This is a genomic window from Kroppenstedtia sanguinis, from assembly GCF_050433445.1.
Taxonomy (GTDB): Bacteria; Bacillota; Bacilli; order Thermoactinomycetales; family DSM-45169; genus Kroppenstedtia; species Kroppenstedtia sanguinis.
Genome location: NZ_JBNPXF010000004.1, coordinates 61,827 through 74,935, shown reverse-complemented (window position 1 = coordinate 74,935; position 13,109 = coordinate 61,827). Strand labels below are relative to the sequence as shown.

The following is a 13,109-nucleotide window of genomic DNA, read 5'->3' as shown; positions in this document are numbered from 1 at the left end:
GGGTGACAAATCGAGTCACTGAAGCCTGTCCTCACTTCTGCACCGAAGCGAAATAGAACACAAACTCGCAGAGATCCTCCACGCCCTATTTCTATCGATATCCACACCGGGGCGAAAAGCAGAACATAAGATGTACTGAATATGTTAAATAGGATAGGAGATTGCTTATGCGTATTTTAATAGCTCCAGTAGACATCGCCGGGCAAGGAAATCTGCTGGCTCGTGAATTGAATCGTCGAGGTTACCACACGGAACAGCTGATTTATAACCAAAGCAAATTTAAATATCCGTTGCAGGGTTATCTTCGCCTTGAAAAAATGCCCCAGTGGTTCCGACAAAACTGGGGCCGCTTTGACATCTTTCATTATTACTGGGGAAAAACCATGTTTAAGGACCTCAGTGATCTAAATATCCTCGCTCAAAACAAGAAAAAAGTATTGATGCGACACTGCGGAAACGATGTACGTCTGTTATCTCTCGCCAAACAGAAAAACCCATGGATTCAAATCATCCATCCGCACCATCAAACGGAAACGGAAATGGTGAAACACCTCCAACGGATTTCAGCGGCCATTGAGGATGCAATCGTTCCAGATTATGAACTTTATGAACACGCCAAAAGATTTTACAAAAAGGTACACGTCATCCCTCGCATGATCGAGACAAAAAAGTATCGGCCCCTATATCCCGATCCGCACAAACGGGTTCCCCTCGTGGTCCACGCACCTTCCATCCCTTCCTTGAAAGGTACCTCCTATATCGAAAAAGCGGTCCACGAGTTAAAGAAAAAACACCATTTCACTTTTCGCATGGTCCAAAATATGCCCCACACACAAGCGCTTCAAATTTACCGACAAGCGGATATCATTGTGGACCAGTTGTTGATTGGGACACATGGAATTCTGGCGATGGAAGCGATGGCTCTGGGTAAACCGGTGATCAGTTATATCCGCGAAGATCTCCAAAGCACCTTTCCCCGCGATTTTCCGATTCTGTCGGCAAACCCGGACACGATCATAGAAAAGCTAGACTGGCTATTATCTCATCCCAATGAACGGCGTCGCTTAGGTAAAATCGGACGAGTATATACGGTAAGAGTACATGATGTCAGTCAAGTGGTTCCACAGATGATTCGCGTATACAACCAGTGCTCCCCTGCTCACCCACTCTCATAGCCCTTGACGCAAGGAAGTGACTCTTCAGCCATTTATAGGATCATGCTCTAGCCCAGTTCTTCCGAGATGGCACGGCCTGCCACTCTTCCTGTAAAGAGACATCCACCCAGGAATGTCCCTTCGAGAGAGCGATACCCATGAACGCCTCCCCCGCCAAAACCCGAGACTTCGCCGGCTGCATAAAGTCCCGGAACGGGCTTCCCTTGAACATCCAACACCCTCCCGGACAAATCCGTCTGCAATCCTCCCAGGGTTTTTCGACTGAGGATATTTAAGCGAACAGCGATCAGAGGGCCGTTTTTTGGATCCAGCATTTGATGGGGAGCGGCCACGCGAACCCATTTATCCCCCAGATAATGACGTGCTCCACGGAGGGCCGTGATTTGAAGATCCTTGGTAAATTTATTGTCCATTTCGCGGTCCCGTGCCTGTATTTGTCTTTCTATCTCCTCCAGATCCAATAAATCCTCACCTGTGAGCCGATTCATCCCCGAGACCAATTCAGCCAAGGTATCAGCAATGACAAAATCCTCCCCCTCCTCCATAAAAGCTTTAACCGGCCCAGGGGCTCCCGGCAAAACTCGACCTAACACTTGTTTTATACTTTTACCGGTTAAATCCGGATTCTGCTCTGAACCGGAGAGAGCAAACTCCTTTTCAATCACCTTTTGCGTCAATATAAACCACGAATAGTCGTAGCCCGTCTCTCGGATTGCTTTCAAAGTGCTCAAGGTGTCAAATCCAGGGAAATTAGGTGCCGAAAAACGCCTTCCCCGTGCATCCAACCAAAAGGAAGAAGGTCCTGGGAGAATCCGTATCCCATGATTTTCCCAGATGGGGTTCCAGTTTTTCAGTCCCTCCGTGTAATGCCACATGCGATCCCGGTTTACAATCCGCCCACCGGCGGCTTCGGTGATAGCAAGCATCCGTCCATCGACATGTGCTGGTACACCGGAAACCATTTGCTTTGGAGGTTTTCCCAACCACTTCGGCCAATGCTCACGGACTAGATCGTGGTTGCCACCGATTCCCCCACTGGAAACCAGCACCGCTTCTCCCCTGTATTCAAAGGAAGCAATCTCTTCATCGGAGCTTTTTTCGCCTCGTGCCGCTGAACTCGGCACCAAGACGGAGCCGCTCACTCCCACCACCGCACCATTATTTTTAATCAACTGCTTCACACGATGGCGAGGCCGATAATCCACCTGACCCTTTTTGATATGTTCCCGCACACGCTCTTCAAATGGAGCCACAATGCCGGGACCTGTCCCCCACACGATGTGAAAGCGGGGCACCGAGTTTCCATGTCCGTCAGCCAAGGGCCCACCCCGTTCCGCCCAACCCACCACCGGAAAAAAGCGAATTCCCATGCTACGTAGCCAGGCGCGCTTCTCTCCAGCGGCAAAGTCCACATAGGCTTCCGCCCATTTTCTGCCCCAGACATCTTCATCCTCTTCCCGATCAAACCCCGCTGTCCCCAACCAATCCTGCCACGCCAATTCCCTGGAATCCCTGATCCCCATCCGCCGTTGCTCTGGAGAATCCACCAGAAACAGACCGCCAAAGGACCACCAGGCCTGACCTCCGAGGGAGCTTTCCGGTTCTTGATCCAAAAGCAGTACTTTCTTCCCTGCATCCGCCAATTCCGCCGTAGCGACCAGACCCGCAATTCCCGCTCCCACCACAATCACATCCACATGATCACCTTCTCGATAAGAAGAATATGTTTGTTAATTGCGAAAAATCATTCCGCTATGCAGTTCTGAATAACGAAATTGTACTCCTGATTACCCATTGGCAGGACCTCATCTTTACTGTAACATAACCAAACACAACAAAAGCAGTAAACCTCCCGCTCCAATATGAAGGGAAGCGGGAGGTTTAAAGTGATGATGGTAAATGACAGTTCTAATTCTGCTATTCACTTGTGGCTTTTCTCTTTTAGGGAAAGCCACTTTCATCGCTCCTATTTACTCTCATTCTTCTTCAAATACTCGTCCAATACCTTTTTGGCATAACTATCTTTTGGAACAAGTCCAAGATAGTTATACTCCCATGCTAAGCTTCTTTCATAATAATCGGTTTCAGGTGCAGACAAGTCCTCATAACCAAACTCAATCTTAAACTTGTCCCGCTCCATCATCATAGTGAGAGTAGACCACAACTCTTCTCCGCTTCGTTTATACTCGTTCCACAAAGTTTCAAGATGTTCATACAGTTGATCCTTTAATTGGTCAAACTCTTCTTCATCCACCTCGTACAACTCTGGAATATCCAAGCTATACACAGGCTCTTTACTTGATACAGGGTAGTAGAAAAAGAAAGAACCCTGTCTTTCTTCCTCCACTTTCCCATAAACATACACCTTGTCCCATTCCTCAAGTATCATATCAATCACCGTTTGCAATTTGTTAATACATATGACCCACTTTTTCATCATTCAGCATTTGATTATCCTCCCGGGAATTCCTCGTCTGTTCATCTGTTCTTGTATCTTATTTCAAACTTGCTTGGGCGCTGAGAATCCTCGATATATTAGGTTCCGGGACCCGGGTTTTCATACGGATACCAAAAGTTGACCGTTCTTCTGCAAAGAGGGTTTGGTGATCAATCACAAGAAAGTCTATCGTTTGTGCAGGCTTTGGGAATCCTTCGGCCCCAACACTATGGAAAAGAAGCAAACACCCGCACGAATCGCCCAAAAGAATAAAAGCCTAAATCAAATTTTCAATCGCATTTTCAAATTGATCAATTAAGAAATAATAAAAATTGTCTATTTCCTTATAACCCTCTCCCCGAATATCCCAATCGACTACAGGACATTCTCCATCCTTCATCTTGCTGGTATCCAGACAATAAATCCATTCATCCACATCGTTAATTACTACATAAGAATTTGGTAAACCATTCCTTCTGCAATCAAGAGTATACTCAATAACAGAAGGGGGATGACCCAAATCTATACCATAGATCTCAACACCCGTTACTCCACCATAACCATAATCCCTCAAAAACCACTTATAACTTTCTGGAAAAGATACATCTAATGCCTTTTCCGCTTGTAAGATCTTATTTACATCCACTCCTCCCGTGAAATGAGCATCGGGATCTCTTTCCATCAATTTAACAATTGCCTCTTTTAACTTGCCTTCATCATCCATCTTGATTCCTCCTGTAATCCTACCTTGAAAACGCAACACACATACCACTTACCTACCTAAAACTCCCATCCCAAAAAGATTTTTAGAACAAGGGCATAAGTTCACGAGTCAGTGCCGCCTGTCAGATCCGGGTCGACGCATTCAAAAAGGCCTTTATATTGACCCTTCGGGATGCAGCGGAAACTTTCTTTATATCCCACTACGTTCATCTAAAACCTTCAATCAGGGAACAATCAGTATTCAGCGCATCCTCCCTTTATATCCCACTACGTTCATCTAAAACGATCGCAAACGGGACGGCAACCATACAAATTTTTCGTTCTTTATATCCCACTACGTTCATCTAAAACGCTTCAAGAATGGCTGACCATCGCGGTCAATCGTCAGGCTTTATATCCCACTACGTTCATCTAAAACACACCCTCGTTTTCTCCTCCCACCCATCCTTCATCCTTTCTTTATATCCCACTACGTTCATCTAAAACGATATCGGGTTTCGGATGTTTTCCTTAACCCTTCTTCCTTTATATCCCACTACGTTCATCTAAAACGACGATATCCTGAAGAGTACGGAGGCACAACAGGCTCCTTTATATCCCACTACGTTCATCTAAAACGCGGTAACACCGCCAGCTTTCGCTTTACTTTCTTCTTCTTTATATCCCACTACGTTCATCTAAAACGGAGGACCCCCTTCTTGCGTAGGGCCCGCTGCCAGCTTTATATCCCACTACGTTCATCTAAAACCCACTACGATTCCCGCTGTATTTGCGATGATTGCGGGCCTTTATATCCCACTACGTTCATCTAAAACTATAAGTGCGCCCTCGTATCCATTTTGAAATGGATCCTCCTTTATATCCCACTACGTTCATCTAAAACAATTGACAAGGCACGATCCAGATCGGACGTTTCTCCAAACTTTATATCCCACTACGTTCATCTAAAACGAAAAACAAAAGAGTGTTGTTGTTGAAGTACAATCTGCTCTTTATATCCCACTACGTTCATCTAAAACAAATGTCTTCATCGGAATTGTGGTGTCGATCCTTGCACCTTTATATCCCACTACGTTCATCTAAAACTCTTTCTCTGTCGCCCTCCATTTTCCATAGTATTTCTCCTTTATATCCCACTACGTTCATCTAAAACCCCTTAAATCAGAAAACAACAATCCCAGTCCTAACGGGCATTTTCGTGGACTCAATCCTATCTTATCTTTCATGATTTGCAGTAAAGTGGAAGTCCTTTTTTTGAAAGCTTACGAAAATATGCTGTGGGCCCTTATTTGATGCAGACTTTGGCGATTTTCGCTTTGTCAGAGGCTTACTGCAGTTTCCCTTTAAAGTAGCAGATCGTTAAACCCCTTCTCTCCACCGAATACTACCTTTTTTGATTAATCCAACTCGTGCATGCACTAAGTTCATCTTCCTTCCCCCATCACTCCTGCAAACACAGAGTTCTGAGTTCATATTAAATATTCCCTCAGTTATTTACAAACTATAGATTCCGCAAAATCATGGGTATCATACATCTTCTTCAGCGAAATCACAAAGATACGATTGCCAGCGATGGGGTTTGTAAATTCGAATACCGTCACATCCAAAAGTGTGCCTCACTCGCTGATTCAAGTTATCGATCACCGATTCTGACACCCGATCTTCCACTTCCAATTCAGCGACCAAAGAGCACTCTATTTCAGGGTAGTTGGTAGGTTTATTGGAGTGGAACATAATTTTAGCCTGTTCATTTTCGTATCCCCGGATTCCTTTTAACTGGACAATAACCCAGTCCATCACGCCGTCTGCTGCCTCGTATCGTTTATGAGTGACATCTCCCAGGCCTTTTACCGCCTGCTGAATACGTTTTGCATCATAGGAAACCGGATAGCCTACCACATACCTAGTTTCACTTGCTACCAGTTGATCCACAAAGGACTGAAAATCCGGGGCCAATAGGGTAACCTCTCCTTCTTCTTCGCCGGCTTCCATATCAACGAATACGACGGGTGGTTCTTCTCCATCTGGAAGATCACGATAATCCAAAAGCACAGCGGTATGCCCATCGATACAGGAAATACAAACGCTAGGGTGAGGATAACCCCATTCCTGTATGTAATATTGCCCATCATTCTCAATACCGCCCTCATATCCAATCCCCATCAGGTCAATTAATTGGACATGGTCTTCTGCCCAACTGGTGGGTTCCTCTGTTGGACAAGAATTTCGGCGCAGCTTACCCCCATTACAAAATTTTAACGTATCAACATAGGGTGCAGGCAGTTTCACCCCCAGAATTTTCTCGGCTTGACGAACCTTATCATCCGTCAATTGAGGTCCATAGGCTTCATTAGGATTGTGAAATAGCGGCATAGTCCGATATGTTACGGGAATCCCCCCTGCTTTCCTATTTTTACATGGGTCCATAAGCAGCTACCCTGCTGACATAAATAACGGTGAAAAAATTTGTTTTTGTATCAACCTCTCTTGTCAATATACCAAAAGACCTTGGCCAAAAATGACCCAGGTTAACCGCCACTAACAGTTTCGAATCTATGACAATACCTGTCACTATTGTACTCTGCAATAAAACCAAGCCCGAAAGATCGGGTAACACATCTATGAAGGAGATGTTGAACATGACATTTCAAATGACTCCCTTTATCATGCTCGATGGACAAGCGAACAAGGCTATGCAATTTAAAGTGATGATAGTATATGACAGTTCCAATTCTGCTACCCACTTGTGGCTTTCTCTTTTAGGGAAAGCCACTTTCATCGCTCCTGTTTACTCTCTTTCTTCTTCAAATACTCGTCCAATACCTTTTTGGCATAACTATCTTTTGGAACAAGTCCAAGATAGTTTTACTCCCATGCTAAGCTTCTTTCACTTAGATGTCTTCTCCTATATAAAGCTTCTCCAACAATTCCTGAAATGTTTTACTTATATATCGATTTTCATCTAAAGCCTCGTTAAAGCTATCATCTGTATTCCTAAAAAAGATTCCTGCGGGTTCTTCTAGATTGTCTTTTTTGTAAAAAAAGAAGTACTGACTAATAACTGAATCAAATGCAAAGGGAACAACGATCCCATCTATATCTTTCAAATCTTCATCTTGGGTGTAAATGTAATTGACCTCTTCTGCAACCATTTTCAAGGTATAAAATCCAGATAGCTCGTTAGTATCACCGTTTACATCATCTATAAGAACGTACTCCAGTGGTGCATCATATCGTTCGCAAAATGAGATGAAATTCGATGGGAACTTAACACCAAGTTGCCTCTCTATTTGAGCTAACTCTTCGTCAGAAACTTTATCGATCTCCGCATTTTCAATCCAATTTATTTCGACCATGTTTTTCTCTCCTTTAAATGAGTGAGTGGACTCAGATGGTATTTACCTGCACTAGAACCCTGCCACCCTATTTATTTCGTAAGGTCCAAATTCGAATAGGGGCTTAAGAGAAACCTTTCCGGGATCTGTCCCTCATACAATGTGAAAGCGGGGAACCGAGTTGCCATGTCCGTCAGCCAAGGGGCCTCCCCGTTCCGCCCAACTCACCATCGAAAAAAAGCGAACCCCCATGCCGCGTAACCCCTGTTTATAGCGGGACATGGCGGAGCAAGAGTGCAGCCTTTGGAGGTGACGTGAATTGGGAGTGATTATAATCGAAATAGTGGCAGTATCTCTACGAAAGTCCGGAACTAACGTTGAAGATGTGTTAGCGAATCATTTTCAAACTGGACGAAAAACGCATACCTGTGCTATTCTTCGTTCCGGGCTGCTTTCACACACCCGATGGATGAAAAAAGAAAGGGAGGTATACAAATTTGATCTATGTTATAAAACCGGTGCAATATTTTTTGTTTTTTATTTTAGTCATCTATTTTCCACACACTGCCGAATTGTTTCTTCAAAAAGATTTCGGTGTTGCATTTATCTTATCAGCGGTACATATCTATTTTGTATATCTTCTTTTAAAATGGATGAGTAAATACGACATTTCTTCTCCGGGAACATACTTTATCAATGATATGCTCAGTATACTTTCCATCGTGTTGATCATCCTGTTATTAATAACGGTAACCGGAAAAACAACTTTTTCAGAAATATCGGGAACCATCTTCATGCTTTTTTGTTCAATAATTCCGCCATTTTTTTGGTTCAACTTTGATGTAATCGGCAAGTTGAGGGAAAAGATATTAAAAGAGGAGAAATTGAAAAGGAAGAAATTGAGGGGAAAGAACAAATCATAGTCTCGGGGGTGATCAAAAGGTATGGGAATTGGAATTGGAATTGGATCACCTCTGTTCGATCATAACAAAATGCGATGGAAACGGTGTAAAGAAGAAGAAACATCCAAACAAACCTCCCGACCCAGTCGGGAGGTTTGTGACGGGAAATGTTCCAATTCTGCTACCTGCTTGAGGCTCTCCTCACTGTTACCCAATCCATCGTTTGGAGAAAGAATCTTTCATCACTCCTGTTCACTTTCGTTCTTCTTCAAATACTCGTCTAATACTTTTCGGGAATAACTCCCCTTTGGAACCAGGCCAAGCCGATGATATCTCCAAGCTAATCTTCTTTCGAAAGAACTCACTTCCGACAAATCTTCATAACCAAACTCAATCTTAAACTTACCTTGATTGATGATCATTGTGAGAGTTGACCACAACTCTTGTCCGCTTTCTTTATACTGGTTCCACAAGTCCCTTAGGCAAGGAAACAGTTGGCGATTTAATTGTTTAAACTCTGCCTCATCTACTTCAAACAATTCCGAAATGGCAAGCTTGTGTACGGGTTCCCTCCCTGTCTTCGGGTAGTAATAAAAGTCGATACACCCACCATCTTCTTCCATCTCCCCATAAACATACACCTTTTCCCATTCCTCTGGAATCATGTCAATCACCGTTTGAGCAAACTGTTGATATATCGCACCCACTTTGGTGTCATCCAACATTAGATTACCCCCCTGGAGCATTTAAAAGCATATCATCTTCCCCAGGGCTGTTGATTAACCACAAAAATGGATGATGGGAACGAAATGATCCTTTCGCTCTCCCATTGTCCCCATCGTAAAATATCGCTTGAGGGGACAGGGATGGTGGGACGGCTACGATCTCTTGCAAAGAGCGCAAAGGCGAATCAAAGTCCCACCATCCCGACCCTATTTGCAACCCAAAATATGGCTAATCAACACGCCTGCACCTTCCCACCCTTGATCATCTATATTATACCTTACCCAAAATCGGTTTGGACGCTGTGACTCCCCTAGACTGCTGAGGATTTCACTGTATTTCAGGACATCGTAGCCCTCTTCAAGGTGCTTCCCGTCCGTTTCTTTTCACGATAACCATTGTTCTTGCCACCAAAGTCACTTCATGTAAAACCCAACCCTCCCTCGTATGTTTTCACCACGCTTCCTGGCTTGGCTTGCTTTAAGGTACCGGGGGGTATCATCTTTCCTTCAGCATTTGAATTGACCTGTCACGCCCAAAAAACATTAAATCAGATTTTCAATCGCATTTTCAAATTGATCGGGAATTAAGTCTTCCAAAATAGATATATTGAAACATAGACTGTTGCCGAATTTGTTTTCCGAGCATCTGCATCTCCTCCGTCCCTTTTTGAAATCTCCTTTGATAACATTAACAAGCAAATTCCGCTAAAAATGAATGACTTTTTCAGAACGCTTCTAGCCCGGTCACGAAAGGAAAAAACGTAAAAGTTCGATGGTAGCGATCGGGCTTTATAGCACCCCATTTTAAAATAAAACCGACCCTAGAACACTCGGCTCCTAAGGTCGGTATATTTCTTTCAGAACCAATTCTTAATGCTTAATAAAATTTGGCCTGAAGTTCAGTGAAGTTGTTACATACATACTCCCATTCCGGCTCTTCATGGTCGAAAAAGATGATGGAGGGGTTCTGCTCATTTTGAGTGAAATCAAAACAGAATAAATTTCCTGCTGGGTCATCAGCAAAAGGAACAAAACCTTGTGGTATCCCGTCATCATCATCATATATCGTATGATAGGCTTTGACTAAGTTCCATTTTTCGTTCAAATCTAGATTTAGGAGTGTACCAAACACTCTTTTCTTATAGTTCCCGAAATCAAGGAAGTATTTTGTTGGACGTGCCCCGTTATATTGCAATACATGGCTAGAAAAATCCGACGGAAATACATACCCAATTTTATTTTGAACTTGTATAATTTCTTCTTCTGTGAGCCTCTTTTTAGCGTTTTCCCACTTTACAGACATGACATAAGTAACCTCCTAACGGTACTTGCCTCCACCACCCCAGATAGCCCTGCCACCAGTGTGTTTTGTTGGACCATGTATATCACTTGGTACTAATTGCATTTTACCAGGTTCTTGATGATGATGCCAAGTTAAACCTTCAATCTGGTCACGGTGATTTCTAATATCCTCCAATTGTTTCTTAGTAAAATTTTTTCCTTCTTCGGGATGTTTTTTCAAATGGGCATCTAACGCTTCTGTAGCCGTTTTAAACTGATTGTAATCATTATCTAAGTACATCTTCTGATCCAGATGAAACTCGAATTTGCTCCACTCATCAAAAACAGGGAACCCATCTTTATTATAAAGAACTCCTGTATCAGGGTGTCGCTTACCCGCCAATTCACTTTTGGTGATTTTTCTCTTCTTTCCATCCGCATAAGTTATATACTTTACTGTTCTTCCTTTGGAGTCAATTCCATCTTCAATACTTACATCCAACTTCAATACTTACATCCAATTTATATTTTTCCACTCTCTCCTGCAATTCAGCACGAGATAGTTTTTTTCCAGATTTCTTGGGTGGGTCTTTAACCTCTCCACCAAGGGTATTTACTACAGTGTCTTTACATTTATCTGTAGCTGACCCTTTGTTCAGGTAAATAATAGTAGCATAAGGTGATGATATGGGTTCATAACCGAACCAACCACAGTAAACATCTGCTGCCTTTTTTCTGGCTGGATCAATGAATTTCTTGGCGGATTTAGAAGCGTGTTTGGTAAATTGATCTCCGAGCTCGCCGATGAGTCCCTTGAGCGGCTTTTTAGCAATATTTAAACCGCCCTTTACAATATTTCCGCCTTCCGGTATTAAACCGAAGATATTTAATCCACGATCAAACCAACTCAACTTTTCTTCGGTTACTCTGTTTTTACCTGTGAAAATTTCCTTTACGGACTTGAGCGGGTTAAAATCGAAAATAAAATCTGCTACTTCTCGCTTTGTTATGTCATGACCAAAAATACTGAACGCTTTCTCGTCTTTATCCCATTGTTTCGAGAATATTGTACCTGTGTTATCAATTAGATTGAAGAAAAAGGTGGCCGGACCAACATCGTAGGAGATCTCCATGGCATTTTCCCAAGGAGTCGCATCCTTATCAATGCCAAACACCTCTCCTAATAAATCCAACCAATCTTTACCCTTTTTACCTTTGGAACCGGTGGAAGTGGTATCCGCTTTGTTAGGCTGTTGAGGTTGTTTTTCAGGACGTTTTTCAAGTTGTTGAGGTGGTTGTGGAGATGACTCGACATGATTTTGAGAGAGGGTCAACTCGCCCCGGATCGCTTGCTCTATTTTTTTCTTGATTAATCCTTCCTGATCCGCCAATGCAGTATACAAAACACTTGCGAGAATTGCACCTGCAACCAAAATAACGACGTATTCCAGCGTGGAAGCACCTTTTCGGGACCTGATGGTTCCACTTAACTTTTGGATCCAACTATGTATCTGTTTCCTCAAGGCAATCCCTCCTCAGGAGATTGCCCCAAGGATTGTAAACAAAATCAGCAGTGGGAATACAAATACAAGCTTGGATACAAGATAGACGGCAAACCCTTTCCAGCTTGATTCAAATCCATGTGCCTCTGCCAGCATTTTTGAAGTAATCACTACGTAGTAAATAAATACTGCAATCCACAAAGGATAAAAAGTCAAACTAAAAATAGCTTGGAGAGTGCTTTGAGGCATTTCAGTTTGAAACAGGCTTCTCCCATATACCAAAATCATGGGAAACCAGAATGTAAAAAGGGTCAAGAGTAACGGAACTTTAGACCAAGCAGCGGTTACCGATGATTCACGCCAATCACCCATCCCCCCAAACAGCCGTCCCAGACCCCAAAACAAGAGAGAATCGAATGCCCAAGACAATGGCCCAATCAGGGCTGTTGATTAGCCAGAAAATGGGCGGCGGAAGGGAGTCGTGTGCTGCCAAAGCGACCTTTGCCATCCTACCCAGCGGAGAATCTGGAGAGAGGGCGTTTAGGGGCAACATTCTTCCCTGTGTTGCTTCCGTAAGGCTTTGCCCCTGCCCGATGGTCAGATTTGGAGCGGCCAGTTTTCACTTCCTTGCCGGATGGCAACCGAAGCGTGGTAGAACACGATCTCCCCATCCAAAATATGGCTAATCGACACGCCTGTGGACCAATAATAACTGCAAAAATAAACGAAAGGATGATGATACTTGGAAGAGTGACTGTATCCCCTGTGTTATTACGTAGTGACAAACTAAACATGTCGTAAATTCCTATCAGATAAACTATAGGGATCAACCACACAAATGAAGACCAGCGTGAGTCCAAAATTTCTTGAAGTGTCTCCCGAGGATACCTCCAAATAGTGAGCAAAGGATTTCTCATCATATATAACTCCTTTCAAAAGTATATTTCAAACATACTGGAAATTATTATAAACACAAAGAAAAAGATATAGGAATAGGAAAAAGGGTTTAATTTTGCAATCCTTAAGATC

Annotated in this window: 11 protein-coding genes and 1 CRISPR repeat array; of the genes, 1 reads left to right on the top strand and 10 read right to left on the bottom strand. The window is 43.3% G+C overall.

All coding sequences use genetic code 11. The annotated features are described in order from the left end of the window. The first annotated feature begins 167 nt into the window (after positions 1-167). Positions 168-1,175, top strand: a complete 1,008-nt coding sequence (locus JOD24_RS03780) for a glycosyltransferase (RefSeq protein ID WP_429246372.1) — start codon at positions 168-170, stop codon at positions 1,173-1,175. Positions 1,176-1,222: 47 nt separating this feature from the next. Here the strand turns inward: JOD24_RS03780 and JOD24_RS03775 are convergent, their stop codons facing one another. From JOD24_RS03775 to JOD24_RS03730, 10 genes are all read right to left on the bottom strand, one after another. Then, positions 1,223-2,872 carry an FAD-binding dehydrogenase gene (locus JOD24_RS03775; RefSeq protein WP_429246371.1) on the bottom strand — a complete coding sequence of 550 codons (1,650 nt, stop codon included), beginning with the start codon at positions 2,870-2,872 and terminating at the stop codon, positions 1,223-1,225. A gap of 269 nt (positions 2,873-3,141) precedes the next feature. Continuing rightward, positions 3,142-3,615 (bottom strand): immunity protein YezG family protein, encoded by a 474-nt coding sequence (locus JOD24_RS03770; RefSeq protein WP_380163557.1) that lies wholly within the window; start codon positions 3,613-3,615, stop codon positions 3,142-3,144. Positions 3,616-3,889: 274 nt separating this feature from the next. After that, on the bottom strand, positions 3,890-4,336 hold the full coding sequence (locus tag JOD24_RS03765; protein ID WP_380163555.1) for an SMI1/KNR4 family protein: 447 nt from the start codon (positions 4,334-4,336) through the stop codon (positions 3,890-3,892). A 187-nt stretch (positions 4,337-4,523) separates the two neighbouring features. Beyond that, positions 4,524-5,488: direct repeats of the CRISPR family, unit length 29 nt; unit sequence CTTTATATCCCACTACGTTCATCTAAAAC. A gap of 374 nt (positions 5,489-5,862) precedes the next feature. After that, complete coding sequence (locus JOD24_RS03760) at positions 5,863-6,762, bottom strand: SMI1/KNR4 family protein (RefSeq protein ID WP_380163553.1); 900 nt, start codon at positions 6,760-6,762, stop codon at positions 5,863-5,865. A 464-nt stretch (positions 6,763-7,226) separates the two neighbouring features. Further along, positions 7,227-7,691 carry an SMI1/KNR4 family protein gene (locus JOD24_RS03755; protein WP_429246370.1) on the bottom strand — a complete coding sequence of 155 codons (465 nt, stop codon included), beginning with the start codon at positions 7,689-7,691 and terminating at the stop codon, positions 7,227-7,229. A 1,123-nt stretch (positions 7,692-8,814) separates the two neighbouring features. Beyond that, entirely contained in the window at positions 8,815-9,297 is a 483-nt protein-coding gene (locus tag JOD24_RS03750; RefSeq protein ID WP_380163547.1) for an immunity protein YezG family protein, read from the bottom strand. An 877-nt stretch (positions 9,298-10,174) separates the two neighbouring features. Further along, a complete protein-coding gene (locus tag JOD24_RS03745) occupies positions 10,175-10,600 on the bottom strand; it encodes an SMI1/KNR4 family protein (RefSeq protein WP_380163545.1) in 426 nt (141 codons plus the stop codon). Between the two features lie 15 nt (positions 10,601-10,615). Then, positions 10,616-11,086: an HNH endonuclease gene (locus tag JOD24_RS03740; RefSeq protein WP_429246369.1), complete on the bottom strand. Its 471-nt coding sequence runs from the start codon at positions 11,084-11,086 to the stop codon at positions 10,616-10,618. After that, on the bottom strand, positions 11,064-12,101 hold the full coding sequence (locus JOD24_RS03735) for a pre-toxin TG domain-containing protein (RefSeq protein WP_429246368.1): 1,038 nt from the start codon (positions 12,099-12,101) through the stop codon (positions 11,064-11,066). Before JOD24_RS03735 ends, JOD24_RS03740 begins: the two co-directional genes overlap by 23 nt. A 12-nt stretch (positions 12,102-12,113) precedes the next feature. Further along, entirely contained in the window at positions 12,114-12,509 is a 396-nt protein-coding gene (locus JOD24_RS03730; RefSeq protein ID WP_429246367.1) for a YIP1 family protein, read from the bottom strand. Positions 12,510-13,109 lie beyond the last annotated feature (600 nt).

Coding starts and splice junctions, on each gene's coding strand:
- JOD24_RS03745 (WP_380163545.1), bottom strand. CDS start 10,600: ATGTCTGTAAAGTGGGAAAACGCTAAAAAGAGGCTCACAGAAGAAGAA.
- JOD24_RS03755 (WP_429246370.1), bottom strand. CDS start 7,691: ATGGTCGAAATAAATTGGATTGAAAATGCGGAGATCGATAAAGTTTCT.
- JOD24_RS03770 (WP_380163557.1), bottom strand. CDS start 3,615: ATGATGAAAAAGTGGGTCATATGTATTAACAAATTGCAAACGGTGATT.
- JOD24_RS03765 (WP_380163555.1), bottom strand. CDS start 4,336: ATGGATGATGAAGGCAAGTTAAAAGAGGCAATTGTTAAATTGATGGAA.
- JOD24_RS03780 (WP_429246372.1), top strand. CDS start 168: ATGCGTATTTTAATAGCTCCAGTAGACATCGCCGGGCAAGGAAATCTG.
- JOD24_RS03760 (WP_380163553.1), bottom strand. CDS start 6,762: ATGGACCCATGTAAAAATAGGAAAGCAGGGGGGATTCCCGTAACATAT.
- JOD24_RS03750 (WP_380163547.1), bottom strand. CDS start 9,297: ATGTTGGATGACACCAAAGTGGGTGCGATATATCAACAGTTTGCTCAA.